This is a genomic window from Pseudomonas sp. NFACC16-2 (assembly GCF_900119205.1).
Lineage (GTDB): Bacteria > Pseudomonadota > Gammaproteobacteria > Pseudomonadales > Pseudomonadaceae > Aquipseudomonas > Aquipseudomonas fluorescens_Q.
Genome location: NZ_FPIX01000035.1, coordinates 1 through 24,377, shown reverse-complemented (window position 1 = coordinate 24,377; position 24,377 = coordinate 1). Strand labels below are relative to the sequence as shown.

General features: G+C 64.0%; 23 protein-coding genes. 7 read left to right on the top strand and 16 right to left on the bottom strand.

The genetic code is table 11. The features are described 5' to 3' along the window. Positions 1 to 198: 198 nt before the first annotated feature. Positions 199 to 528 carry a hypothetical protein gene (locus tag BT116_RS23045; protein WP_027911912.1) on the top strand — a complete coding sequence of 110 codons (330 nt, stop codon included), beginning with the start codon at positions 199 to 201 and terminating at the stop codon, positions 526 to 528. Positions 529 to 532: 4 nt separating this feature from the next. Here BT116_RS23045 and BT116_RS23040 read toward each other — a convergent pair whose 3' ends face one another. Next, positions 533 to 2,398 (bottom strand): sigma-54-dependent Fis family transcriptional regulator, encoded by a 1,866-nt coding sequence (locus tag BT116_RS23040; protein ID WP_072347326.1) that lies wholly within the window; start codon positions 2,396 to 2,398, stop codon positions 533 to 535. A 342-nt stretch (positions 2,399 to 2,740) separates the two neighbouring features. Between BT116_RS23040 and BT116_RS23035 the strand changes: the two genes are divergently transcribed. The 5 genes from BT116_RS23035 (at position 2,741) to BT116_RS23015 (ending at position 8,109) form a co-directional block, all read left to right on the top strand. Continuing rightward, positions 2,741 to 3,814, top strand: coding sequence for an ATP-NAD kinase family protein (locus BT116_RS23035; protein ID WP_072347324.1), 1,074 nt, complete (start codon positions 2,741 to 2,743; stop codon positions 3,812 to 3,814). Positions 3,815 to 3,816: 2 nt separating this feature from the next. Next, entirely contained in the window at positions 3,817 to 4,794 is a 978-nt protein-coding gene (locus BT116_RS23030) for a thiamine pyrophosphate-dependent dehydrogenase E1 component subunit alpha (RefSeq protein WP_063320801.1), read from the top strand. 36 nt (positions 4,795 to 4,830) lie between these two features. Continuing rightward, entirely contained in the window at positions 4,831 to 5,847 is a 1,017-nt protein-coding gene (locus tag BT116_RS23025) for an alpha-ketoacid dehydrogenase subunit beta (RefSeq protein WP_014339122.1), read from the top strand. Next, the gene (locus BT116_RS23020; protein WP_072347323.1) at positions 5,847 to 6,959 is read left to right on the top strand and encodes an acetoin dehydrogenase dihydrolipoyllysine-residue acetyltransferase subunit; all 1,113 of its coding nucleotides are present in this window, start codon (positions 5,847 to 5,849) and stop codon (positions 6,957 to 6,959) included. The genes BT116_RS23025 and BT116_RS23020 overlap by 1 nt, the downstream gene beginning before the upstream one ends. Before the next feature lie 85 nt (positions 6,960 to 7,044). Continuing rightward, positions 7,045 to 8,109 (top strand): 2,3-butanediol dehydrogenase, encoded by a 1,065-nt coding sequence (locus tag BT116_RS23015; RefSeq protein ID WP_230152698.1) that lies wholly within the window; start codon positions 7,045 to 7,047, stop codon positions 8,107 to 8,109. A 70-nt stretch (positions 8,110 to 8,179) separates the two neighbouring features. Here the strand turns inward: BT116_RS23015 and BT116_RS23010 are convergent, their stop codons facing one another. The 15 genes from BT116_RS23010 to BT116_RS22940 all read right to left on the bottom strand — a co-directional run bounded on the left by BT116_RS23010 (position 8,180) and on the right by BT116_RS22940 (position 22,613). Further along, on the bottom strand, positions 8,180 to 8,734 hold the full coding sequence (locus BT116_RS23010) for a DinB family protein (RefSeq protein WP_072347322.1): 555 nt from the start codon (positions 8,732 to 8,734) through the stop codon (positions 8,180 to 8,182). Between the two features lie 137 nt (positions 8,735 to 8,871). Further along, positions 8,872 to 9,789 carry a dihydrodipicolinate synthase family protein gene (locus BT116_RS23005; RefSeq protein WP_003202565.1) on the bottom strand — a complete coding sequence of 306 codons (918 nt, stop codon included), beginning with the start codon at positions 9,787 to 9,789 and terminating at the stop codon, positions 8,872 to 8,874. 167 nt (positions 9,790 to 9,956) lie between these two features. Next, on the bottom strand, positions 9,957 to 10,985 hold the full coding sequence (locus tag BT116_RS23000; protein WP_072347320.1) for a trans-3-hydroxy-L-proline dehydratase: 1,029 nt from the start codon (positions 10,983 to 10,985) through the stop codon (positions 9,957 to 9,959). 108 nt (positions 10,986 to 11,093) lie between these two features. Continuing rightward, the gene (locus BT116_RS22995) at positions 11,094 to 11,816 is read right to left on the bottom strand and encodes an amino acid ABC transporter ATP-binding protein (RefSeq protein ID WP_072347318.1); all 723 of its coding nucleotides are present in this window, start codon (positions 11,814 to 11,816) and stop codon (positions 11,094 to 11,096) included. After that, positions 11,809 to 12,459: an amino acid ABC transporter permease gene (locus BT116_RS22990; protein ID WP_003202560.1), complete on the bottom strand. Its 651-nt coding sequence runs from the start codon at positions 12,457 to 12,459 to the stop codon at positions 11,809 to 11,811. Before BT116_RS22990 ends, BT116_RS22995 begins: the two co-directional genes overlap by 8 nt. A 12-nt stretch (positions 12,460 to 12,471) precedes the next feature. Then, positions 12,472 to 13,137: an amino acid ABC transporter permease gene (locus BT116_RS22985; RefSeq protein ID WP_060742046.1), complete on the bottom strand. Its 666-nt coding sequence runs from the start codon at positions 13,135 to 13,137 to the stop codon at positions 12,472 to 12,474. Beyond that, positions 13,130 to 14,905 carry a cis-3-hydroxy-L-proline dehydratase gene (locus BT116_RS22980; RefSeq protein ID WP_072347316.1) on the bottom strand — a complete coding sequence of 592 codons (1,776 nt, stop codon included), beginning with the start codon at positions 14,903 to 14,905 and terminating at the stop codon, positions 13,130 to 13,132. Before BT116_RS22980 ends, BT116_RS22985 begins: the two co-directional genes overlap by 8 nt. A gap of 10 nt (positions 14,906 to 14,915) precedes the next feature. Then, positions 14,916 to 15,734 (bottom strand): ABC transporter substrate-binding protein, encoded by an 819-nt coding sequence (locus tag BT116_RS22975; protein ID WP_072347314.1) that lies wholly within the window; start codon positions 15,732 to 15,734, stop codon positions 14,916 to 14,918. A gap of 234 nt (positions 15,735 to 15,968) precedes the next feature. Then, positions 15,969 to 16,718, bottom strand: a complete 750-nt coding sequence (locus BT116_RS22970; protein ID WP_072347311.1) for an AraC family transcriptional regulator — start codon at positions 16,716 to 16,718, stop codon at positions 15,969 to 15,971. 116 nt (positions 16,719 to 16,834) lie between these two features. Further along, complete coding sequence (locus tag BT116_RS22965; RefSeq protein ID WP_072347309.1) at positions 16,835 to 18,091, bottom strand: NAD(P)/FAD-dependent oxidoreductase; 1,257 nt, start codon at positions 18,089 to 18,091, stop codon at positions 16,835 to 16,837. Further along, entirely contained in the window at positions 18,088 to 18,324 is a 237-nt protein-coding gene (locus BT116_RS22960; RefSeq protein ID WP_014339133.1) for a 2Fe-2S iron-sulfur cluster-binding protein, read from the bottom strand. Before BT116_RS22960 ends, BT116_RS22965 begins: the two co-directional genes overlap by 4 nt. 161 nt (positions 18,325 to 18,485) lie before the next feature. Further along, complete coding sequence (locus BT116_RS22955; protein WP_072347307.1) at positions 18,486 to 19,601, bottom strand: NAD(P)/FAD-dependent oxidoreductase; 1,116 nt, start codon at positions 19,599 to 19,601, stop codon at positions 18,486 to 18,488. Next, entirely contained in the window at positions 19,598 to 20,530 is a 933-nt protein-coding gene (locus BT116_RS22950; protein ID WP_072347305.1) for a 4-hydroxyproline epimerase, read from the bottom strand. The genes BT116_RS22955 and BT116_RS22950 overlap by 4 nt, the downstream gene beginning before the upstream one ends. Positions 20,531 to 20,642: 112 nt before the next feature. Then, positions 20,643 to 21,314: a GntR family transcriptional regulator gene (locus BT116_RS22945; RefSeq protein WP_072347303.1), complete on the bottom strand. Its 672-nt coding sequence runs from the start codon at positions 21,312 to 21,314 to the stop codon at positions 20,643 to 20,645. A 132-nt stretch (positions 21,315 to 21,446) separates the two neighbouring features. Continuing rightward, positions 21,447 to 22,613, bottom strand: coding sequence for an MFS transporter (locus tag BT116_RS22940; RefSeq protein WP_072347301.1), 1,167 nt, complete (start codon positions 22,611 to 22,613; stop codon positions 21,447 to 21,449). A 136-nt stretch (positions 22,614 to 22,749) separates the two neighbouring features. On the opposite strand from BT116_RS22940, the gene BT116_RS22935 reads away from it, so the two are divergent. Next, positions 22,750 to 24,141 (top strand): aminotransferase-like domain-containing protein, encoded by a 1,392-nt coding sequence (locus BT116_RS22935; RefSeq protein WP_072347299.1) that lies wholly within the window; start codon positions 22,750 to 22,752, stop codon positions 24,139 to 24,141. The last annotated feature ends 236 nt before the right edge of the window (positions 24,142 to 24,377 follow it).

Genomic DNA, 24,377 nt, shown 5'->3' with positions numbered 1-24,377 from the left:
TGAGGAACGATCTTCCACCGCCGCCGCGATCAAACGCGGTGCCTCAGGGGACGGTAGAGGGCTGCTGCGCAGCCCAGCGGGAGCAAGCTCTCTCGCCACAAAAGCTCACATAGCCACATGTCGGTCAGCGGTGCTGGCCCCTTGCTCATTTGCATAAGGTCAAACTTCTTTTCTTTCAGAAAGTTGGGCGACAAACCTATGCGTATTTCTATGTGGGTCGTGGCGACGTTTCTCCTGGCCGCCGTTTCGCTTGAGGCCCAGGCCAGGGCGCTGACGCAAAACCAGCAGTCGGTGTGCCGCTGGGGTTCGGACATCGCGGCAGGGGCGCAGGCGTCGAAGCTTTCTGGCGTCAGCCTGTACGGCGCGCGCAAGAAGCTGCAAGTGCGCAAGTTTCCCCGGCCCTGGATGCGCATGACCGCCCTGGGCATTACCGAGCAGACCTACAACAGCGCCTCGCGCCTCAAGCCGGTCGCGGTCAAGCAGACCTACTACGAACAATGTGTCCGTCATGAACTGGCGCGACGATAGGCCCTCAGGCCGGGCTGCGGCCTGGCATTTCGATACCATGCTGATGCACCCGTCGATACAGGGTCGCCCGGGAAATGCCCAGGGCCCGGGCAGCGGCGGTGGGTTTCCAGCGGTGGCGCACCAAGGCATCGAGCAGTGCCTGGCGTTCCGGGCTGGCGCTCGGCTCCGGTCCGTGATCGGCGGCGTCCGTGTGGTGCATTGACTCGGGCAGGTGGCTGAGCTGGACCACGCTGGCTTCGCACACCGCGCAGGCATAGCGCAGCACATGGCGCAACTGGCGCACATTGCCCGGCCAGTGATAACCGAGCAGGCATTCCAGGGCCGCGCCGCTCAATTGCACTGTTGCCCCGCACAGCGCCGACTCCTCGGCAAGAATTCGATTGATCAACGCCAGCCGGTCGCTGCGCTCGCGCAACGGTGGCAGTTGGAAACGTGCGCCACCCAGGCGGAAATACAAATCCTCGCGAAATTCACCAGCGGCCACCAGGGTCTCCAGGTCGCGGTGGGTGGCGCAGATCACCTGGATGTCCACGGCTTTGCGGCGGGATGCGCCCAGTGGCGCCACTTCACCCTCGGCCAATACGCGTAGCAGGCGGGTCTGCAAGGCCAGCGGCATGTCGCCGATTTCATCGAGGAACAAGGTGCCGCCATCGGCCTGTTGCAGCAGGCCCTGCATACCTTTGGCCGAGGCGCCGGTGAAGGCGCCGGCGACGTAGCCGAACAATTCGCTTTCGATCAGGCTTTCGGGAATAGCGGCGCAGTTCAACGCCACGAAAGGGCGATCACGGCGCTGGCTGGCCTGGTGCAACTGCCGGGCGAACACTTCCTTGCCGGAACCGGTTTCGCCCTGGATCAGCACCGGCAGGTTGCGATCCTTGACCCGCACCGCCAGGCGCAGGCTGTCGGCCAGGCGTGGATCGATTTCCAACGGGGTCATCGCCACCCGCGAACGTGAACTGGCCCGCTGGCGTGGCGCGCTCAAGCGCCCGTGCATGGCGTGATCGAGCGAGCAGAGGCTTTCGTCCCGGGCACGGTGCAGCAACTGCTGGTCGAACACCTGGCCGATGTGTTGCGGCAATTGCCCGTAATGTTGCAGCAGGTATTGGCGGGCGGCCGGGTTCAAGGCTTGCAGGCAACCGTCGTCGTCCCAGGCGAACAGGAAGTCCGGCTGGCTGTCGACGTAGCCGGCGTTGCGATGGGCCCGCAGCACCCAGTAGCCCTGGGCACTGCTCATGAAAAACGCCTGTTCGATCTCCCGGGCGCTCTGCACCACCATTTGCCGGATCAGGTGCTGCGAGCGCCGATCATCCGGCGAACGCACCGCCGAGACGTCCAGCACCCCGAGCAATTCTCCCTGGGGGTCGAAGACCGGTGCGGCGGAGCAGGTCAGGCCAATGAACGCCGCACGGAAATGGTCGCGCTTGTGCACCGTCACCGGGGCCTTCGCCGTGAGTACTGCCGCCACGCCGCAGGTGCCTTCTTCGCCCTCCGACCAACAGGTGCCCAGGTACAGCCCGGCCTTGCGGCAGTCATTGCGAATCGTGGTTTCCACCCGATAGTCGATGGTCTGGCCCTGGGCATCGGTCAGTAGCACGCAGTAGTCGGCATCGCGGACCCGGCCATGGAGGCGGGCCACTTCTTCGCTGGCGATATTGAGGAACAGCTCGGAGCGCTCGCGGCATTGCTTGAGCACGTCCTGGGAGAGGATGCGCGGGCCCTGCAGCGAACCGGGGTCCAGGTGATGTTGCTCCATGGATCGGCGCCAGGAGTCGAGGATCAGGTCCGGGACGGGCAGTTGTGGCAATTGGTTCGCGTTTTTCACCACGCGGCTGACGCAATCCACGTGCGCCCGGGAGTGAGCGGAAAGCATAGGGGCCTCCGATTCAGCTTCTTATCGTTGTGCGCACATTAAGCGCCGTTCGCCGGGTCCAGACAAGCTCGACGGGTTCTTCGGGTGGTGTGAGACGCCACGTCTCAGGGTCTCGCCGCAACCTCGTGCAGCCTGACATGGAGCGTCTCACCGGGGCTTGGTTCGCTTCATCGAAAATCCCATGGGGGCCGCTCTGGCCCGGGCTTTGAGCCGGTTTTCTTCACAACTGGCACCACCCTTGCTCTACCTCTGGAGCCCGCTCGACGGGTCATCCAATAATAACAACGAGGTGTCTATGGTTTCCTGCCCAGGCCGTGTGCCTGCTCTCTCCACGGTGGCGTCATGAGTCGCCGGCCATTGACCGTGGGCATCATCGCCAACCCCGCATCGGGCCGTGACGTGCGGCGCCTGACCGCCAATGCCGGGCTGTTTTCCAGCACTGACAAGGTCTCGGTGATCCAGCGCTTGCTGGCCGCTTTCGGCGCCACTGGCGTCGAACAGGTGTTGATGCCCACCGACATGATTGGCATGGCCGCCGCCGTGCTGAAGAACAGCCACAGCCGCCAGGCCCGCAGCAGCCACTGGCCGGCCCTGGAGTTCCTCGACCTGACCCTGCGCCAGACCGTCGAAGACACCCGTCGGGCCGCACGCCTGATGGCCGAGCGCGAGGTGGCGCTGATCGCCGTACTTGGCGGCGACGGCACCCACAAGGCGGTGGCCGCCGAAGTGGGGGACATCCCATTGCTGACCCTGTCCACCGGCACCAACAACGCCTTTCCCGAATTGCGCGAGGCCACCAGTGCCGGCCTGGCCGGAGGGTTGTACGCCAGTGGCCGAATCCCGGACTCGATCGGCTTGCGCCGCAACAAGCGCTTGTTGGTCTGTGATGCCGGACGTGGCCTGCGCGAAGTCGCCCTGGTGGACGTCGCCGTGTCGCCCCTGCGGTTTGTCGGCGCCCGGGCCATTAGTCGGGCACAGGACCTGGCCGAAGTCTTCGTGACCTTCGCCGAGCCACAGTCCATCGGCCTGTCGGCGCTGTGCGGCTTGTGGTTTCCGGTTTCACGCCAGGCCCCGGGTGGCGCCTGGATGCGCCTGGACCCGCAATCTCCCGAAGCGCTGCTGGTGCCGCTCGCGCCAGGACTGCTGCAAGGCTGTGGCGTGCTCGCTGCCGGCCCCTTGGAATCTGGCATCGCCCACGGCCTGTCGCTCTCCAGCGGCACCCTGGCCCTGGACGGCGAGCGGGAAATCGAATTCAACGCGCAGGACCGGCCCACGGTCACCCTTGATGCCGGCGGCCCGCTGAGCATCGACGTCAATGCGGTGCTGGCCTACGCCGCGCAACAGCGTTTGCTGGCCATCGGCCGCGAACACCCGCAACACCCTCTGAATCTTCAAGAAGACACCCCAGGAGAATAAAAATGTCGACACCGCTCACCCACGATCAACTGTTGCACGCCTATCAGGTGATGCGCACCATCCGCGCCTTTGAAGAACGCCTGCACGTGGAGTTCGCTACCGGCGAAATTCCCGGTTTCGTCCACCTCTATGCCGGCGAAGAAGCCTCGGCCGCCGGCGTCATGGCCCACCTGGGCGATGACGATTGCATCGCCTCCAACCACCGTGGTCACGGCCATTGCATCGCCAAAGGCGTGGACGTCTACGGGATGATGGCCGAGATCTACGGCAAGAAAACCGGCGTCTGCCAAGGCAAGGGCGGCTCGATGCACATCGCCGATTTCGAGAAAGGCATGCTCGGCGCCAATGGCATTGTCGGAGCCGGCGCGCCGCTGGTGGTCGGCGCGGCTTTGGCGGCCCGGCTCAAGGGCACCGACAGCGTCGCCGTGGTGTTTTTCGGCGACGGCGGCTCCAACGAGGGCGCGGTGTTCGAAGCCATGAACATGGCCTCGGTGTGGAACCTGCCGTGCCTGTTCATCGCCGAAAACAATGGCTACGCCGAAGCCACCGCTTCCAATTGGTCGGTGGCCTGCGATCACATCGCCGACCGTGCGGCCGGGTTCGGCATGCCCGGAGTGACGGTGGATGGCTTTGACTTCTTTGCCGTGCATGAGGCCGCCGGGGCCGCCGTCGAACGTGCCCGTGCCGGGGAAGGGCCGTCGCTGATCGAGGTCAAGCTGACCCGCTACTACGGCCACTTCGAGGGTGACGCTCAAACCTATCGGGCGCCCGACGAGGTCAAGCATTTTCGCGAGAACCAGGACTGCCTGATGCAGTTCCGCGAACGCACCACTCGGGCCGGCTTGCTCACCGTCGAGCAGTTGGACCAGATCGACAAGGAGGTGGACATGCTGATTGAAAACGCCGTGTACAAGGCCAAGTCCGATCCCAAGCCCTCCGCGGCGGACCTGCTGACCGACGTCTACGTCAGCTATCCCTGAACGCCCCCCTGAATAACAACAATAGAGAATCCCATCATGGCGAGAAAAATCAGCTATCAGCAGGCAATCAACGAGGCCCTGGCCCAGGAAATGCGCCGCGACTCCAGCGTGTTCATCATGGGTGAGGACGTGGCCGGTGGTGCCGGCGCACCCGGTGAAAACGACGCCTGGGGCGGCGTGCTCGGCGTTACCAAGGGGCTTTACGACCAGTTCCCCGGACGCGTGCTGGACACGCCGCTGTCGGAAATCGGTTACGTCGGCGCGGCGGTCGGGGCTGCCACCTGCGGCGTGCGCCCGGTGTGCGAACTGATGTTCGTCGACTTTGCCGGGTGCTGCCTGGACCAGATCCTCAACCAGGCGGCGAAGTTTCGCTACATGTTCGGCGGCAAGGCTTCCACGCCCCTGGTGATCCGCACCATGGTTGGCGCCGGCCTGCGCGCCGCCGCCCAGCATTCGCAAATGCTCACGTCCTTGTGGACGCACATTCCGGGGCTGAAAGTGGTCTGCCCATCGTCGCCTTACGACGCCAAGGGCCTGCTGATCCAGGCGATCCGCGACAACGACCCGGTGATCTTCTGCGAGCACAAGTTGCTCTACAGCATGCAGGGCGAGGTGCCGGAAGAGCTCTACACCATCCCCTTTGGCGAGGCCAATTTCCTGCGCGACGGCAAGGACGTGACCCTCGTGTCCTACGGGCGCACCGTCAACACCGCCATGGACGCGGCGCGGAGCCTGGCCGGGCGTGGCATCGACTGCGAAGTCATCGATCTGCGCACTACCAGCCCGCTGGACGAGGACAGCATCCTCGAAAGTGTCGAGAAGACCGGGCGCCTGGTGGTGATCGATGAGGCCAACCCACGCTGTTCCATGGCCACCGATATTTCGGCGCTGGTGGCGCAGAAAGCCTTTGGCGCGCTCAAGGCGCCGATTGAAATGGTCACCGCGCCGCACACCCCGGTGCCGTTCTCCGATTCGCTGGAAGACCTGTACATCCCTGACGCGGCGAAGATCGAACAAGCCGTGCTCAACGTGATCGAGTGGAGCAAGCGCTGATGAGCCAGATTCATACCCTGACCATGCCCAAGTGGGGCCTGTCGATGACCGAGGGCCGGGTCGATGCCTGGCTCAAGGAGGAGGGCCAGGCCATCACCAAGGGCGATGAAGTGATGGACGTCGAGACGGACAAGATCTCCAGCAGCGTCGAAGCGCCGTTTTCCGGAGTCCTGCGCCGCCAGATCGCCCGGCAGGACGAAACCCTGGCGGTCGGCGCCTTGCTCGGCATCGTGGTCGATGGCGAAGCGAGCGATGCCGAGATCGATGCGGTCATCGAACAGTTCCAATCGACTTTTGTGCCTGGCGACGCGGCCGACGAAGACAGTGGGCCGAAACCACAGAAAGTCGAGTTGGACGGCCGGGTGATCCGCTATTTCGAGCGCGGCGAGGGCGGTATGCCGTTGTTGCTGGTGCATGGTTTCGGCGGCGATTTGAACAACTGGCTGTTCAACCATGAAGCACTGGCGGCCGGGCGCCGGGTGGTTGCCCTGGACCTGCCGGGCCATGGTGAGTCCGGCAAGGTCTTGCAACGGGGCGATCTGGATGAGTTGAGCGGCGTGGTGCTGGCCTTGCTCGATCACCTGGACATCAACGCCGTGCACCTCGTCGGGCATTCCATGGGCGGCGCCGTGTCGCTGAACACAGCACGGCTGGCGCCCCGGCGGGTGCGTTCCCTGACCTTGATCGGCAGCGCCGGACTGGGTTCGGAGATCAACGGCAGCTACCTGCAAGGTTTTGTCGAAGCGGCCAACCGCAACGCCCTCAAGCCGCAACTGGTGCAACTGTTTTCCAATGCCGAACTGGTCAACCGGCAAATGCTTGACGACATGCTCAAGTACAAGCGCCTGGAGGGAGTGGACGCCGCGTTGCGACAGCTGTCCTCGAGGTTATTCGCCGATGACCGCCAGCAAACCGACCTGCGCGAAGTGGTACAGGCCGGCCAGGTGCCGACCCTGGTGGTCTGGGGCAGTGAGGACGCCATCATTCCAGTGACCCACAGCGAAGGATTGAGCGCACAGGTCGAGGTGCTGCCCGGTCAGGGCCACATGGTGCAGATGGAAGCGGCCGAACAGGTCAACTCGTTGATCCTGGCATTCATTGAGCAGCACTGATCAAGCGGGCGGCGAGGTGCTTCGTCGCCCCAACAAAATTTCTGGAGGCAACGTCATGAACGTTTCAATCAAGCCGACTCGCAGCATGCGCGCCGCTGTCTGGCATGGCCGCAACGACATCCGCGTCGAAGACGTGCCACTGCCGGTTTCGCCGCCGGCCGGTTGGGTGCAGATCCGCGTGCAATGGTGCGGCATCTGCGGCTCCGACCTGCATGAATACGTGGCCGGGCCGGTGTTCATCCCGGTGGACGCGCCGCACCCGCTGACCGGAATCAAGGGCCAGTGCATCCTCGGTCATGAGTTCTGCGGCGAGATCGTCGAACTGGGCGCCGGTGTCGAAGGCTTCAGTGTCGGTGAACCGGTGGCGGCGGACGCCTGCCAGCACTGCGGCACCTGCTATTACTGCACCCACGGGCTCTACAATATTTGCGAGAACCTGGCCTTCACCGGGCTGATGAACAACGGTGCGTTCGCGGAACTGGTCAACGTGCCAGCCAATCTGCTCTACAAACTGCCCGCCGATTTCCCTGCCGAGGCCGGTGCGCTGATCGAGCCGTTGGCGGTGGGCATGCATGCGGTGAAAAAAGCCGGGAGCCTGCTGGGCCAGAACGTGGTAGTGGTTGGCGCCGGGACCATCGGCCTGTGCACCATCATGTGCGCCAAGGCCGCCGGGGCGGCCCAGGTGATCGCCCTGGAAATGTCCGGTGCCCGCAAGGCCAAGGCCCTGGAAGTCGGGGCCAGTCATGTGATTGATCCGAACGAATGCGACGCCCTGGCCGAAGTTCGCCGCTTGACCGGTGGCCTGGGGGCCGATGTCAGTTTCGAATGCATCGGCAACAAGCACACCGCCAAATTGGCCATCGACCTGATCCGCAAGGCCGGCAAATGTGTGTTGGTGGGCATTTTCGAGGAACCGAGCGAGTTCAACTTCTTTGAACTGGTCTCCACCGAAAAACAGGTGCTCGGTGCGCTGGCCTATAACGGTGAATTCGCTGATGTGATTGCCTTCATCGCTGATGGGCGCCTGGACATTTCGCCACTGGTCACTGGTCGCATCCAGCTGGAGCAGATTGTCGGCCAGGGCTTCGAGGAGTTGGTCAATAACAAGGAGCACAACGTGAAGATCATCGTGTCTCCCGCACGGATCTGAGAGCGCCCGGGTGGGCGATTTGGCGATGGCCGGCAGCGGCCGTCGCATTTTTTTCGGCCAGGGGAGAGTTTCAGTCCAGCCGATAGCCTTGCCAGACGGTCTTTTCGTTGAGTTGCAGTTGCTGCTCTTCTTCTTGCCGAAACGTACGGTCGCAATCAAGGAAGAACTCATCAAGCTGCGGTGGCTTGATGGCGGTAGCGCTGAGCATCGAATGCACCTGGCCGCGGTGATGGATCTGATGTTCGAACAGGTGCAACAGCAGCCGATCGATGCGCTCGCGCACCACACCGTCGACACGCACCAGCTCCACGGAGCGGGCGAGGTCTTTCTCCCGCAGGGTTTCGCAGAACGTCACCAGCCGCTGGTCGGTTTGGGTCTGCTTATGCACCAGTGGGGCAAAGGCCAGGGTCTCGGAGAAGTCCTTTATCTGGCCGTCCCGGTCGCCTTCCAGTGCGGTGAGGTAATAGCAGTCCACTTCCAGGATGTGGCAAAGCGTGGCTTGGATGGACGGGAAGAACCCCGTGCGCGGTGCCGCGTAGTCAGCCTCGCTCAGCTGCGCGCAGGCGCCGAGCAGCCTGTGGTTGGCCCATCGGTTGTTCAGGGCCTGGGCCAGGAAGTAATTCATGGAAAGCCTCATCGAAACGTTGTGGGAATGAGCTTGCTCGCGAAGAGGGACGGCACATCCAGCATAGCCGGCTCTGGCAGACCGCTATCGCGAGCAAGCCCTCTCCCACAGGGTGGGCTTGCGGGTTAGGCCGGACCTTAAAGTCCAACATCCGGCAACACCGGCCGATTGGCCAGGGCCTTGGCCATGATCTGCTCCACATACACCCGGTCCGCTTCCGGCAGGGCCAGGCGCGGTGGGCGGGTGAGGGCGCTGCCGCGACCGGCGATGGCTTCGCACAGCTTGATGCATTGCACCAGGTCGGCGCGGGCGTCCAGGTGCAGGATCGGCATCAACCATTCGTAGATCGGCATCGCCTCGGCGAAGCGTCCGGCGCGGGCCAGGCGGAAAATGGTCTCGCCTTCCTGCGGGAACACGTTGGACATGCCCGAGACCCAACCTTCGGCTCCCACGGCGAGGCTTTCCAGCACTACGTCATCGAGGCCGGCGAACAGCACGAAGCGGTCGCCGACTTCATTGCGCACGTCGATGAAGCGCCGGGTGTCGCCGGAGGAATCCTTGAAACACACCACGTTGTCGCAATCGGCCAGGGAAATCAGGATGTCCGGTGTCACGTCATTCTTGTAGATCGGCGGGTTGTTATAGACCATCAGCGGCACGTCGGCATGCCGGGCTACGTAGCGGAAATGCTCGGCAGTCTCGAAGGGCTTGGAGCCATAGACCAGCGCCGGCATCAGCATCACCCCGTCGACGCCGACCTTGCGCACTGCGTTGGCAACCTTGGCGGCTTGCACGCTGGTGAACTCGGCCACGCCGCAGATCACCGGCACGCGGCCGCGGGAGGCGTCTACCGCGACTTCGGTCACGGCGATTTTTTCCTCGGCGCTCAGGGAAGTGTTTTCCCCCACCGATCCGCAGACCACCAGGCCGGAAACGCCATCACGGATGACGTTGGAAATCACTTGGTGGGTTTTTTCCAGATTGATGGAAAAGTCATCGTTGAATTGGGTGGTGACGGCAGGGAAGACGCCGCTCCAGTTGATGCGTTTGCTCATGGGTTGTCTCCGGTGGTTAATGGTTTGTGGCGAGGGGATTTATCCCCGTTGGGCCGCGAAGCGGTCCTGATACAGGCAACTCGGTGTATCGGGGGAGTCAAGGGGCTGCTTCGCAGCCCAACGGGGATAAATCCCCTCGCCACAGGAGGATTTGCACAATCTAAAATTCACGCGCCCGGCCAAGTGTCTGAAAGCCGATAGCCCTGCGGCCATGGGTCGGCGGGGTCCAGCAGCAACTGATGCGTCCCGGTGATCCACGCCCGTCCGGCAATGCACGGATAAATTGCCGGGCGTCCGGCCACGTCGGTCTGCGAATCGATGCGACAGTGGAATTCGGAACCGATGATCGAACGTCCGACGAAGCGTTCACCGACCTGCATCAAGCCCTTGGCGTGCAATACCGCCATGCGCGCTGAGCAACCGGTTCCAGTGGGGGAGCGGTCGATCTTGCCAGGCTGGATCACCACGGCGTTGGCACCAGTGGCAATGCCGTTCTCCTGGACGATGGGCGCGGCGATCTGGCAGAACGAGATGTGCGACCAGTCGGGGTTCAGCGGATGCACGAAGCCCAATTGTTCGTTGGCGGCGCGGGTGATCTTCAAGCCCACGGCCACCAGCTCGGCGGCCTCGTCGGGGCGGATGGCAAAGCCCAGGCGTTGGGCGTCGACGATGACAAAGCTGTCGCCGCCGTAGGCGGTGTCCACCTGCAACGAGCCCAACCCCTCGACTTCGATCCAGGCATCGAGGCGGTCGGCGAAGGAGGGCACGTTCTTGATCTCGACCCGTTGCACCTTGCCGTCGCGGCAGTCGGCCACCGCTTCGATCAGGCCGCCCGGCGCTTCAAGCACCAGGCGGGTCTGGGGTTCGGTCATCGGCAGGATGCCGCTGTCCAGCAGCACGGTGGCGACGCACAGCGAGTTGGAGCCGGACATCGGCGGCGTGTCGGCCGGTTCCATGATGATCCAGGCCATTTGCGCCCGCGGGTCCTTGGCCGGCACCAGCAGGTTGACGTGGCGGAACACGCCGCCACGGGGCTCGTTGAGGACAAAGTTGCGCAGGGTCTGGTCCTGGGCGATCCAGCGTGACTGTTCCCACACGGTGGCGCCGGGTGGTGGGGCGACGCCGCCGACGATCACATCGCCGACTTCGCCTTCGGCGTGGCAACTGACTACATGGATGATTTTTGATGAGCGCATGGATCAAATCCTTGTGTTGTCTGGCCGGGCCTCATCGCGAGCAAGCTCGCTCCCACATTGAAATGCGGTCCCCTGTGGGAGGGAGCTTGCTCGCGATAGGGCCATCCGTTATTTCACCGACTTGAGAAACGCCGCCGTCTCCGGCTGCATCGGGTTGCCAATCACCTGGTCCGGCGGCCCGATCTCATGGACCCGGCCATTGCAAAAGAACGCCACGCGGTCGGACACGTCCCGGGCGAAGCGGATCTCGTGGGTCACCAGCACCATGGTCATGCCGTCTTCGGCGAGCATGCGCATGGTGTCCAGTACTTCACCCACCAGTTGCGGGTCCAGGGCCGAGGTGGCTTCGTCGAACAACATGTAGTCTGGCGACATCGCCAGCGCTCGGGCGATGGCCATGCGTTGTTGCTGGCCGCCGGAAAGCTTGCCGGGGAAGGCCTTGAGCTTGTCCCCCAGGCCCACGTGCTCAAGCTGTTGCACCGCCAGTGCTTCGGCGTCCTGCTTGCTTTTGCCCAACACCTTGCGCGGCGCCAGCATCACGTTTTCCAGCACGGTCAAGTGAGGGAAGGCGTTCCATTGCTGGAAGACGATGCCGATTTTCTGCCGCAGGCGATTGAGGTCGGTGGCGCGGTCATGGACCTCGATGCCGTCCACGCGAATGTTGCCTTTCTGGATCGGTTCCAGGCCGTTGATACACATCAGCAGGGTCGACTTACCGGAGCCGGAACCGCCGATGATCGACATCACTTCACCCTTGTCCACCGTCAGGCTCACGCCCTTGACCACTTCCAGGTCACCGAAGGATTTGTGCACATTTTCGATCTCAATCATTTTCCTGCCACCTTCTTTCCAGGCGTGCGCCAAGGCGGGCGACCACCAGGCTCATGACGTAGTAAATGAGGCCCGCGATGCACAGCACCAGCAGGGGTTCCTGAATGCGCGTGACGATGGTTTGCGATGCCCGCAGCAATTCGACGATGCCGATCCACATCACCAGCGCGGTGTCTTTCATCACGCCCAGCACCAGGTTCAGCCAACCGGGAAACGCCACCCGCGTGGCAATTGGCAGGACGATGAACCGCAGGTCCTGCACATAGCTCAGGCCCAGTGACCGACTGGCTCGACGGGTGCTCAACGGCACCGCCAGCACGCCACCGCGGACGATCTCGGTGAAGTAAGCCGCGGCATAGACGCCGAGGACGATGCAACCGACGGCGAAGGCGCTGAGGTTCAGGCCGGCGATGCTTTTGAGCGAGTTGAACAGCACGAACTGGATCAGCAGCGGCACGCTGCGGAACACGTCCAGCAACCAGGCCAACGGCAGGCTGGCTCGTGGCAACAACGCCCGCAACAGACCGAACAGCAACCCGGCCAGGGTGCCCAAAAGGATCGACCAGACGGTCAGTTGCAGCGTGACCCAGGCCCCTTCGAGCAAATACAGCAGGTCGTTAACGCTGAGGCTTGTAGAAAACATGGCCCACGCTCCTCAATACCGAAACAGCCGCCAGGACAACAGCCGGGCCAACCCGACGATCAGCTTGGCGATCAGGTAATACAGCACCGCCGCGAGGGCGAAGTATTCGAAGGTGCGGAAGGTCTTGACGTTGTACTCCTGGGTGACACCGGTGAGGTCGTTGTTCAGGCCGACGACCACCCCCAGGGACGTCATCAGCACCGCCCAGACCATCTGGTTGGTCAACGGGTAGAACACGATGCGCAACAGTTGCGGGACGATGATCATCCGGTACGCCTGGAAGGCGCTCATCCCCAAGGAGCGGGCGGCGCGCATTTGCGTACCGGGCACGGCCTTGAGACCGCCGCGAAAGTTCTCCGCCAGGTAGCCGGCGTTGTTGAAGGTGATCCCGGCCAGCAAGGCCAGCCAGGAACTGACGTGCAGCCCGAGGGAGCCGAGGCCGAAGTAGAGGATGTAGATCTGGAACAGCGAGGGCGTGTTGCGGGCGATGGACACCCAGCCATTGCCCACGCCCCGCAGCAAGCGATTCGGGGCCTGGCGCATTACCGTCAGCACCAGGGCGATCAGTACGCCGAAAATCATCGACAGCGCAGCGGTCTCGAACGTCACCCAGGCCCCGGCGAGCATGTCGGGCAGGGCGCGCAAGGCCGGGCGCCATTGGAAGCTGTAGTCAAACATGGAGCTGGCTCCCGGTGCGGGTGGGTTGCAGCCACGTCGGCGGCTGGCCGGTGGTTGCGGCGGTACACGCGGCCTCGACGCATTCGGCAAGGGCGGCAAAGTGCACGCCGCGACCGACCAGGCCGGGGGCGTAGTGGGCGTATTTGCCGGAATTGGTCATCAGGGTGGTGGCGTGGGGCGGGATCACCGGTTCGCCCAACATGCACCAGCAGGTGTCGGTCACCAGCACTGCACCGAAAGTCTCGATGGCGGCCAGATACCCGGCTCTGCGCGCCTGTTCCAACACCGTCCGACCGCAGGTGATCGCCAGCACCACATACGGATGCTTGACCCGGCCGGCGCACAAGGTCGCGAGGGTGGCGAATTCGCTGAGGGAGAAATGCGGATTGCCCAGGGACACCACGTCCACCCAGTTGTCCCGGGCGCTGTTGAGCTCACGCCAACTGGCAAGCAGGCCTGCGGCATCGATGCTTTCCTGCGCCAAGGTGACGTCGCGCTCCAGGACATCGGCCGGATCGAGTGCTTCGGGCGTCACCCCGGCGATGTGGAACAGCGGCGCAGCGCTGGCGGTGGCGAACGCGGCACCAAAGGCCTTGAGGTCGTCCAGGGTGGGCGCGGCGTGTTCCAGGCCACGTATCAACGGAATGCGCCGGCCTGCCAGGCCGCCGATGTGATAGCCCAGCAGCGGATAGAAACTGTCATCGACGTGACCCAGCGCCGGCACGTCGACGATCAGCCGGGCCTTGCGCGGGTCGTCGAGGTGGCAGCCGGTCAACGGCGCTCGCCCGCACAGGGCAATGCAGATGTCGAGGAAGTCCGGGTACTTCTGCGTACGCGCGCCCAGCACGCTGTTGGCGTAGACCACGGCGTTGGATTCAGCCCAGACGATTTGTTCGCCGGCCTTTGGCGCGGTGTCCAGCAGGTAGGGGGCGCAGGTGAAACTCAGTTGCGCGCCCATCGCCATGTAGGCATCGCCCAAGGCGCTGGCCGGTTCGCCCAAGGCCGGATCGACACCCAGTTCCCGCCAGCGCCGCTGGTCCACGGAGATGGAGTTGAGCGTGGTGGGGACGCGAACCTTTGCCCCCCACTGCACCAGTTGTTCGGCAAAGCGCAGGCTGGCTGGGCCGGTGTAGATGCAGCCGTCGATGTGGGCCTGGGTCACGTCCAGCAGTTGCGTGGCGCCCTGGATCTCAGCCATGCGCAGCACGATTTGCATCGCCACTTGGGCAGCCTTGCCGTGGGTGCCGTCGAGCAAGGCCCGGTCCTGTTCGTTCAGCTCCAGGGTTGAGAAATTGGACGGCTGCGGCGCTGCGTCAGAACCTTGCCAACCGTCGTTTGGGGGCCGGCCAGACAGTGTCAGGACGTCGCCTTCCAGGCGCACGAAACCCTGGCCGCGCAGCCCATTGAAGGCCTCATGCCCCACGCACAGCACCGGCAGCGAGCGTTGGAAAATCACCTGCGCCACCAGCACGCCCAGGGTCAGGATTTCATCGGCTTCGGCGAGCACCAGGGCCGCGGGCGCGTGGCCGTTGCTGATCAGTTCCATCAAGACGCTGCTGCCGGTGCAGGAGCCGCGTCCGCTGGGGATCGCCAGCACGCGCCCCGCCAGGCAATGACCATTCAAAGGATGGTGGCGGTCGATGACTTCGCCGCTGGCTGGATCGACCCCGCCCCAGAAACTCAGTCCCACCTCGGCGAACAGCAGGGCGCCCTGGGCGGCACCCTCCACCAGGCTGCGGCCTTTCACACGGACAGGCGTGCTTGGCATGCGCCGATCCTCAGTAATAGACCTGGGGAACGGTCAGGTTGGCCGGCGGGATGTCGCTGCCCACCCATTTGACGAACAGTTCCTTGTAGCGACCCGTGCGCACCTGCTGGTTGACGAACAGGTTGAGGTAGTTGAGCAGGCCGTATTCGCTGCGCTTGGCACCGAGGGACACATAGTCGATGACGTAGGGCGCGTCACCGGCGATCTTCAGGCCCTTGTACTTGCCCGACTTGATGGTCGCGGCGGCCACGGTGTTGGTCACCACGGTGGCATCGATGTGCCCCTGGGCGACGGCCAGCAAGGTGTCGTTCTGCGACTGGTAGGCGCGGAAGCTGCCGCTGCCCCAGCTCTTCTGGTCCTTCTCCAGGGCGATGGCTTCGTAGGTGCTGCTGGTATTGCCCAGGGCTTTGCCCTTGAGGTCGGCGTAGCTGTTGATGCCGGTGTTGTCGCGGGTCAGCACGACCATCTGGAAGGCGAAGTAGGGCACGGTCAGGCCCACGGTCTTGGCCCGCTCCAAGGTGTCGGATGTGGAGGCGACGATGACATCGGCGCGACTGGACAGCAGCGCGGGGATTCGGTCGGAGAATGGGGTTTCCACCACTTCGGCATCTACACCGAGGACCTTCGCCAGATCGTTGCAATAGTCCACGTCGAATCCCGCCGGTTTATTGCTTCCGTCGCGAAAGCCCATCGGGGGGAAGTCCAGGGTCACGGCGCAACGCAGCTTGCCGGAGCCGATGATGTCATCGAGCTTGTCGGCATGGGCGGGGGCGATGAAAAGCGGGGTGAGGACAACGCTCAGGGCTACGGCCAATGCAGGGTTTTTCATAAATGCCTCGCTGTCGAATAAATGCGGTGAGATATCGTATTGAGGATTTCGTATACGATATTAGATAAGCAATCAGCGTGCCTGTTTCTGATAGAACCGCAGCAATGCCACCGGAGGGCTGGTCTAGAGGCTTTCATGCCGGGTGGTAACGAGCAGGGCAAGGGTGGTGCTGGCGCCAGCGGTGTTACAGATGGGAGCACCCACGGGGCTCGATGCCCCATGAGGGAACAAGGGTCAGCGCTGATTCTCGCGATATTGGCTGGGGGAGAGGCTGGTCAGGGCCCGGAACTGGCGGCTGAAGGCGCTGTGGTCGGTGTAACCGCAACGCAGGGCGATCTCGGTGATCGGCAGGTCTTTGTCGAGTAACAGCCGTGAGGCTTCCTCCAGCCGTGCCTTGTGAATCATCTGTCGCGGCGTGAGTTGAAAGATGCGTTTGCAGTGCCGCTCCAATTGGGCCACCGACAGATCGGCAATGGCGGTCAGCTCGGCAAGGCTGATGGGGCGGGCGAAGTGCTGCTTGATATGGGCGTCCACCGCCGCCAGTTTGTGGAACGCCGGATGGCCCGATTGCGGCAGTTGCAGGTCGCGGGAAATACCGGCCAGGCCGACGATCTGGCCGTTTGGATCGTGCAGGGCGAGCTTGTGGGTCAGGCACCATACGGGTTGGTTGCCGTAATACAAATGCAGTTCGAGCTGGTCGGCCAGCTCTCGCCCGCTGGCCAGCACTCGGCGGTCCTGTTCGGTGTACAGCGGGCCGAAGCGCTCGGGGAACACCTGTTCGGCGGTGAGGCCGAGCAGGTCGCCGCTGTGTTTGAAACCGCAGCGGCGGGCCAGGGTCTGGTTGACGAAGGCGTAGCGGGCCTGCTTGTCCTTGATGAAAAACACCACGTCCGCGAGGGTGTCCAGCAGCGCGGAGATGGGCTGCAGGCTGCGCAGCAGGGTGTCGAGGTCGCAGGGGGCGAAGGGGGTAAGCGAGGGGTACATGGCCGACGTCGTCTTTTTTGTGGGAGCGATGGCGGAGTGTCAATCGAAAATGCGCCGTCTGTCACGCCGCCATCGCGAGCAGGCTCCCACAGGGGATTGGGGTGAGTGCAGATCAGTCAGGTGGGTGGGGTTTCTTCCAGGACCAGCAAGGTTTCGATCCGCGCCGGGCTGAAGGGTGGGCGAGGGGTGGGCGGTGTCCAGCCGAACAGGTGTTCCAGGGCGGCGCCGCACACTCGGCCCTGGCAGGCGCCCATGCCGCAGCGGCTTGCCAGTTTTGCTTCGCGCCAGTTTTCGTGGCCGAGCAGTTCGCCGTACGGTACGTCTTCGCAGCGGCAGACCAGGGTGTCGCTACGGGCCAGGGTCTTGAGCCTTGGATCGAGGACGAAGGCCTGGTTCAATGCCCTGGCGAAACCCTGCCAACGTGCGCGGCGCGGCCACAGTTGCTGGGCAGCCGCGCTATCGTCGACGGCGGCATGGCCGGCGATGGCGCCTTCCACCAGCGCCAGTTCGCTGCCACCGAAACCGGTGCATTCGCCTGCCGCATAATGTTCATGGCGAGTGGTCGCTTGCCAAGCGTCAACCGCCAGCGCCTGGTCTTCAACCGCGCAACCCAGGGCCTGGCCTAATTGGGTATTGGGAATGAGCCCGAAACCACAGGCGAGCCGGTCGCAGGCCAATTCAATCGTCTTGCCTTGCTGATGCAGGCGCACACCCTCCAGCCGTTCCCGACCGAGCGCTTCCACCACGTGGGTGTCGGTGCGGTAGTGCCGGTCGAACAGACTGAACGATTGGAAAAACTTCCCCGGCCAGCGCGGCAGTTGTGCGGCGAAACCGGCGACGGCGCCGCGACGGGCCTGCTCGGCGATGCGCAGCACCTGTGCACCTTGATGCTTTGCCGTGGCGGCGCTGGCCAGCAGCAAGGGGCCGCTGCCAGCGATGACCAGCCGTTCGCCGCGCACCGGCAAGCCACCCTTGATCAGCGCCTGCAAGCCGCCAGCACCGGTCACGCCGGGGAGTGTCCAGCCGGGAAACGGGAGCAGTCGTTCGCGGGCACCGGTGCAGAGAATCAAACGCTCGTAGCTGATCTGCCAGCCGCGCTCGGCATCTTCCACCAGCAAGGTTTTATCCGCCGCGCAGGCGATCACACGGGTGCCGGCATGGCAACGTACGTTGGCGCAGGTTTGCAGTTGCTCGCGCAGGCGTCGGGCGGCGCTGGGCAGGTTGGCCTGGGGGCCGTCGCGCCAGATCTGCCCACCGGGCAGCGGGTTGTCGTCCAGCAGCACGATGCGCGCGCCGCTGCTGGCTGCGGCGAGGGCAGCGGCCATGCCGGCGGGGCCGGCGCCGATGATCAGCAGGTCGGTGGTTTCGTTCATGGTCGGGTCTGTACCTGCATGCCGTCGTGACACAGGGTCTGGCAGGCCAGGCGTCGACGACCGTCGATCAGCACCCGGCACTCCTGGCAGATACCCATGCCGCACAAGGGCGCACGGCGCTGGCCGCTGACCGAGGTGCGACTGCAACCATCCGCGCCCAACGCCAGTGCCGCCGCGACGCTGGTGCCGTTGGCCACTGACAGCGGGCGACCGTCCAGGAATAATTCAGGCATGGGGCCAATCCTCTTTGGCTAGGCGAATGTCTTGAGCGCACCCAAAACCTGTGGCGAGGGAGCTTGCTCCCGCTCGATTGCGCAGCAATCGCAAAATATTGGGCCTGCTGCGCAGCCCAGCGGGGGCAAGCTCCCTCGCCACAGGGGAAGTGAGTCGGGCTTCAGGCATGGGCCGGTTCTCCCAGAAAACGCTGTGGCAGGTAAGGCTGCGCGGCCAGTGGCGAGGTTTCGTTGAACAGTTGGGCAACCAGCAGGTCAGCCGTCGCCGGTGCCGTGGTGACCCCCAGGCCTTCGTGACCCACCGCCAGCCACAGTCCCTGGCGCTGTGGATGTTGGCCCACCAGGGGCAAGCCGTCGGGGCTCGCTGCGCGAAAACCGGTCCAGGCCCTGATGCCGTTCAGATGCGCCAACCCTGGCAGGTATTCGACGGCGCGCTTGAGCATCTTCACCAGCATCCAGCCTTCCACCTGAGGGTCAAGCGTGCCGAACTGCCGCGAGGCGCCGATGAACAATTGCCCGGTCGGGCGCGGCTGTATATTGCACGCCACTGACGGTCCGCTGGCGTTATGGGCGCTGGTGACGTAGCCCAGTTCTACCAGGGTGTGGGTGACGGTAGCGGGGTAGCGGTCGGTGATCAGCAGGTGGCCCTTCTTCGGCACGATCGGCAGCTCCGGGCACAATTCAGTGGCCTGGATACCATTGGCGAGGACCACCGCTTCGGCGCTCAACCAGCGACCGTCGTCAAGGCGCACGCGATGACCGTCGACTTCGCTGACCTGCGCCCGTTGCTGGCGAATGGTGGGCGCGTCCAGCATCCAGCGCGCGGCCGCCGGGGCATAGAGGATGCCGTCACCCTTGATCAGCAGCCCACCTTCCAGCCCCAGGCGCAGCTCGGGTTCACGCTGATGCAGCGCGGCGTGGCCGATCAGTTCACAGGCTTCGCCGTGGGCCAGCAGGTTCAGGTATTTGCTATGGGCCACCGCCATTTCTTCGGCATTGGCCGCCAGCCACAAGGTGCCGTTGTTGCGCCAGGCACAGCCGTCGGGCAGGGCTGGGGCCAGCTCGCGCCAGCGTTGCAGGGAATATTGACTGAGGGCCAGCTCCGCCGGGTTGTCATCGAGCACCAGCAGATGCCCCATGCCGGCCGCCGTGGCGCCGTGCCAACCGGCGTCCAGCACCAACACGTTGACGTTGCGTCGGGCCAATGCCTGGGCACAGGCCGCACCGATGATGCCCGCGCCGATGATGATCACGTCGGCGACATGGCCCTCGCTCACGGACGAATGCCCCAGGCGAACGGGTCATCGGCTTCGATGATCAGTGTGGTTTCGGCGCTGATGTAGGCGCGACCGCGAATGGTCGGCACGATGCGCTCGCCCGAGCGCTGGTAGGAGCCCTCGAACTCGCTGCCAATGACACTGGCCTGGCGCCAGATCTGGCCGGGTTGCAGTTTTCCATCGGCCGCCAGGCACGCCAGTTTGGCGCTGGTGCCGGTGCCGCAAGGGGAGCGGTCATAGGCCTTGCCCGGGCAGAGTACGAAGTTGCGGCTGTCGGCTTGCGGGTCGTCGGCAAACAGTTCGATGTGGTCGATCAAGCCGCCGTCCTCGCCGCGAAAACCCTGCTGCTCCAAGGCTTGCTGTACGGCGTAGGTGTAGGCGGTCAACGCGTCGAGGTTATCGCCGGCCACGCGTTGGCCATGTTCAGCGATCAGGAAAAACCAGTTGCCGCCCCAGGCCACATCGCCCACCACTTGGCCGATGCCGGGCACCTCCAGGGCCAGTGCCTTGCGGTAACGGTAGGCCGGCACGTTGCGCACGCTGACCGAGCGGTCTTCGTGCAAGGTTGCCTGTACCGTGCCTACCGGGGTTTCGATGCTGTGCACGCCGGGGCCGATCCTGCCCAGGTGGGCCAGTGACGCCACCAGGCCGATGGTGCCGTGGCCGCACATGCCCAGGTAACCGCTGTTGTTGAAAAAGATCACGCCGGCACAGGCGCTGGGGTCCACCGGCTCGCAGAGCAGCGCCCCCACCAGCACATCGCTGCCCCGCGGTTCCAGCACGCAGGCGGTGCGCCAGGCGTCGTGTTCCGTGGCCAGGCGTTGCTTGCGCTCGGCCATGCTGCCCGGGCCCAGGTCAGGAAAACCGTCGGTGACCAGTCGGGTCGGTTCGCCGCCGGTATGGGAGTCGATCACGGTGATGCGTTTCATGGGAGGGCCACGTCCGTTCAGATGAGTGACGGCAAGCGTGGCCCGCGCCAGGGGGCGACGGCTTGATGGTTTTACCTGTCGCCGATGACGAAATCGGCACAGTGCCGGCCCATCAATGGCTGGAAGGCAGGAACTTGAACAAGGTCTCGCAGACCCCGGCGATGTGTTCGTCCAGCAGCGTCACGGCTCGCTCGACGTCACCGGCGCGGCAGGCCTTGATGATTTCCCGGTGCTCGTGATCGGCGCGCTCCTTGCCGGCCGAAAGGCTCATCTGCATGCGCAAATAACGCTCCAGCTTGTCGTGGACCGAGCGGATCAGACTCACCATGAACGGCCGTTGCGCCGGTTCGTAGAGGCAGGCATGCAGCTGCCAGTTCAGTTCCGCCCAACGCCCTACGTCGTCTTCACCGATGAACTCCCGGCAGATGCTTTCGGCGCGGGCGAAGGTGGCTTCGGTCATGTTGGGAATCGCCAGGCGCAGTACTTTGTCTTCCAGCAGCATCCGCACTTCGAACATTTGCGCCAGCTCCGCCTCGGAAATGCGCGTGACCATCGCCCCGCGATTGCGCTGGAACATCACCAGGCCCTCGGCCTCCAGGCGCTTGAGGGCTTCGCGCACGGGGATCTTGCTGACGTTGAACTGCCGGGCGATGTCATCCTGGCGAATGGGCTCGTCCTCGGCAAAGTGCCCGGCCACGATGGCATCGCGCAGATGGCGGGTGATGATTTCCGAGGTGGAAGGGGTGTTGCCCAGATCGGGCAGGTTGAACTTGGATAAAGTCACGGCGGCGGGTCGTTCGGCTTAGGTGGGGATATGGTATACGACTTTGCCGGGACGGTCGTTGGGGCTTTGACCCGTTAGGTCGACCCCAATTTGTGGCGAGGGGATTTATCCCCTCGCCACAAGGGTTTGTGTTCAGCCGTGGGACAGGTGGCTCACATAAGCCTCGGTCCGGACGATGCGCCATCCGGTAACAGACACCCCAGCCAATAACGCCAGGCCGAACACGATCAACGCCACGTCCGCGCCGAAATGATCGGCCAGCAACCCGGTCACCACCACCGGGATGCTGAACCCGACATAGGCGAACAGGAAAAACCCGGCACTGCCCCGGGCCTTTTCCGCGCCGGCCATGGCCGTGACGGCCGACAACCCACCCAGGTACAGGAAACCGTAGCAGGCGCTGCTGGCGCCCAGCGCTCCCAGCAACACTGCGAGCAGGGAGCCGGCGCTCGCGCCCCAGGCCAGCAACGCGTAGCTCGCAGGCAGGATCAACAGGCCCAAGCCCGTGGCCCTGGCCGGCTGCATGCGTCGAACCCAGGGCTGGAAGAGCAAGCCGCAACTGATCACCGTAAAGGTCGACAGGCCCGACCAACGCTGCAAGTCGTGGGTCGCCAGCACCGATGGCAATATGGCAATGACCAGGCCCGAGGTCGCCCAGGCCAACAGCATGGAAAAACTGTAGGGCAGGCTGCCGGCGGGAAACAACGGCAGGCGCAGCAACGGTGCATCTTTGATTTTCAGCGCCGGGTCCGGTAAGCGCCAGACCACGACGATCGCCATTGCAGCCAGCATCAACTGCAACCAGAAGCTGCCGGGCGTGGCGCTGTGATGGACGAACAGGAACAGACTGGTCAACGCCGCGCCCAGGCCAAAGCCCAGGGAGGTGCTGGCGGTGACCCGGTTGGCCGGCGAGCGGGGATCGCGGGTTGCCATGAGCTCGGCCATATAGGCGGTTGATGTGGCCGAGGCCAGCCCTGTGCCGACCCCCATCATCAGGCGCGCCACGCCCAGGGCTTCCAGGCTCGGCCAGAGCAGTGTCACCAGCGTCGCCAGCATCGACAGCCCGAGGGCGACCAGGATCAACGGCTTGCGTCCCACCCGGTCGGCCAGCCCGCCGAACGCCAGCAGGACCGGCAGTACGCCCAGCACATAACCGGAAAACGCCACCGCCGTGGCACCGGCCCCATAGCCGGACAACTGCGCGTAGGTGGTGTACAGCGGCGCCTGCAGGTTGACCGCAAGGGTGATCAGGCAAAGGCCGAAAGCCAGTCCCCAGGAATGTCGATGCGATGGGTTCAAGGGTGTTCCTTAGAGGTGTGCATGAAGTCTCGGGGACTATCACTGCCGGGCACAGCGCAAACAAGGAACAGACCCAGGCCATTTGTGCTTAACTGTTCGCTCGAAATTCGAGAACACTTAACCAAGAGTGCCAGCCGTGGACCTGAAGATTGATCGCAACGTTGCCGAGCCTGTGATCCGGCAGCTCGTGACGCACCTCATGGGCTGGATCAACGCCCATGGCATCCGCCCCGGTGCGCGCATGCCGTCCATTCGTCAACTGGCCCGGGAAAACAGCTTGAGCCTGTCGAGCGTGATCAAGGCCTATGACCAACTCGTTGCCAGCGGGGTACTGGAGTCTCGACATGGCGCGGGTTTTTTTGTCGCGCAGCAGTTGGTCCGGCCCGTGGAGCCGGAGCCGGAAACGGATAACGCGCGGTGGCGGTTGTTCGACAATGAGTCGACGCAGCTCAAGCTGGGGTGTGGCTGGCTGCCCGATGCCTGGCGCGACGACACCGACCTGGGCCAGGCGATCCGCCAAGTGGTGCGCAGCGACAACCATGCGTTGTTCAACTACAGCACCCCGCTGGGCTCGCCTCATCTGCGCCTGCACCTTCAAAAGCGCCTGGGCCTGATCGATATTCATGTCGACCCGACGCAAATCATTACCACCCAAGGTGCCAGCCAGGGCCTCGACCTGCTGGTGCGAACCCTGCTCAAGCCCGGTGACCTGGTGCTGGTGGAAAGTCCTGGCTACTACAACCTGTTCAATCTGCTGAAACTGAATGGGGTCAAGACCGTGGCGGTGCCGAGAACCGCCCAAGGCCCGGACATCGTCCGCCTGGAACAGCTTCTCGGCGAGCATAAGCCCTCGTATTTCTTCATCAACAGCATGTACCAGAACCCCACTGGCACCAGCCTGGCGCCAAGCGTGGCTTATCGTCTGCTGCAACTGGCAACGGCCCATGACTTTCGCCTCATCGAGGACGACATCTACGCCGATTTCCAGAATGGTCCGACCTCACGCCTGGCCTCCCTGGATGCCCTGGACCGGGTGATCTACCTGGCGAGTTTTTCCAAGACGCTGTCCAGTTCGCTGCGCATCGGTTACGTGGTCGCCCATCCCGAGATCATCCAGCGCCTGGCCGAAGTCAAGATGATTACCGGCATCGGTTGTTCGCTGCTGGCAGAAAACGTGGTGGCGACGTTGCTGGCCAACGGTGCTTATCGCAAGTTGATCCAGCGCTTGCGCCAGCGCCTGAACAAGCAGATGGCAAGTACGCTGCGCCAACTGGACCCAGCCCACTGGGAGGTGTTTGCCGAGCCGCTGGGGGGGATGTTCGTCTGGGCCAGGCCTCGGTACCTGGCGGCACAACGGGTGCAGCAGATCGCCCGGGAGCTGCAAATCCAACTGTCCCAAGGCTCGACGTTCCTGCCCCAGGGCGAGGCGTGCGATTGGTTGCGGTTGAATGTGGCCTATACCCAGGATCATCGGGCGCAGGTGTTCTTCCAGCGGGTGGAGCAGGAATCGACTGCGGTGGCTCAGTAGGGTTTGGGAGATTGTTCTGGCGTCATCGCGAGCAAGCTTGCTCGCCGAGGCGTCAGCCCAGACAACCTGTGGATTGGCTTGAAGCTGATCGTCCCCACGCTCTGCGTGGGGATGCATCCCGTGACGCTCCGCGTCACCTTGCAGAAGCGGAACGCGGAGCGTCCCTGGCGGCATTCCCACGCGGAGCGTGAGGAACGATCTTCCGCAGCCCCCAACTTGCTCGTTCCCACGCTCCT

Coding starts and splice junctions, on each gene's coding strand:
- BT116_RS23030 (WP_063320801.1), top strand. CDS start 3,817: ATGTCGACACCGCTCACCCACGATCAACTGTTGCACGCCTATCAGGTG.
- BT116_RS22980 (WP_072347316.1), bottom strand. CDS start 14,905: ATGCCAAGCACGCCTGTCCGTGTGAAAGGCCGCAGCCTGGTGGAGGGT.
- BT116_RS22975 (WP_072347314.1), bottom strand. CDS start 15,734: ATGAAAAACCCTGCATTGGCCGTAGCCCTGAGCGTTGTCCTCACCCCG.
- BT116_RS22985 (WP_060742046.1), bottom strand. CDS start 13,137: ATGTTTGACTACAGCTTCCAATGGCGCCCGGCCTTGCGCGCCCTGCCC.
- BT116_RS23025 (WP_014339122.1), top strand. CDS start 4,831: ATGGCGAGAAAAATCAGCTATCAGCAGGCAATCAACGAGGCCCTGGCC.
- BT116_RS22970 (WP_072347311.1), bottom strand. CDS start 16,718: ATGTACCCCTCGCTTACCCCCTTCGCCCCCTGCGACCTCGACACCCTG.
- BT116_RS22995 (WP_072347318.1), bottom strand. CDS start 11,816: ATGATTGAGATCGAAAATGTGCACAAATCCTTCGGTGACCTGGAAGTG.
- BT116_RS23035 (WP_072347324.1), top strand. CDS start 2,741: ATGAGTCGCCGGCCATTGACCGTGGGCATCATCGCCAACCCCGCATCG.
- BT116_RS23005 (WP_003202565.1), bottom strand. CDS start 9,789: ATGAGCAAACGCATCAACTGGAGCGGCGTCTTCCCTGCCGTCACCACC.
- BT116_RS22990 (WP_003202560.1), bottom strand. CDS start 12,459: ATGTTTTCTACAAGCCTCAGCGTTAACGACCTGCTGTATTTGCTCGAA.
- BT116_RS23040 (WP_072347326.1), bottom strand. CDS start 2,398: ATGCTTTCCGCTCACTCCCGGGCGCACGTGGATTGCGTCAGCCGCGTG.
- BT116_RS23010 (WP_072347322.1), bottom strand. CDS start 8,734: ATGAATTACTTCCTGGCCCAGGCCCTGAACAACCGATGGGCCAACCAC.
- BT116_RS22950 (WP_072347305.1), bottom strand. CDS start 20,530: ATGAAACGCATCACCGTGATCGACTCCCATACCGGCGGCGAACCGACC.
- BT116_RS23000 (WP_072347320.1), bottom strand. CDS start 10,985: ATGCGCTCATCAAAAATCATCCATGTAGTCAGTTGCCACGCCGAAGGC.
- BT116_RS23020 (WP_072347323.1), top strand. CDS start 5,847: ATGAGCCAGATTCATACCCTGACCATGCCCAAGTGGGGCCTGTCGATG.
- BT116_RS22960 (WP_014339133.1), bottom strand. CDS start 18,324: ATGCCTGAATTATTCCTGGACGGTCGCCCGCTGTCAGTGGCCAACGGC.
- BT116_RS22965 (WP_072347309.1), bottom strand. CDS start 18,091: ATGAACGAAACCACCGACCTGCTGATCATCGGCGCCGGCCCCGCCGGC.
- BT116_RS23015 (WP_230152698.1), top strand. CDS start 7,045: ATGCGCGCCGCTGTCTGGCATGGCCGCAACGACATCCGCGTCGAAGAC.
- BT116_RS23045 (WP_027911912.1), top strand. CDS start 199: ATGCGTATTTCTATGTGGGTCGTGGCGACGTTTCTCCTGGCCGCCGTT.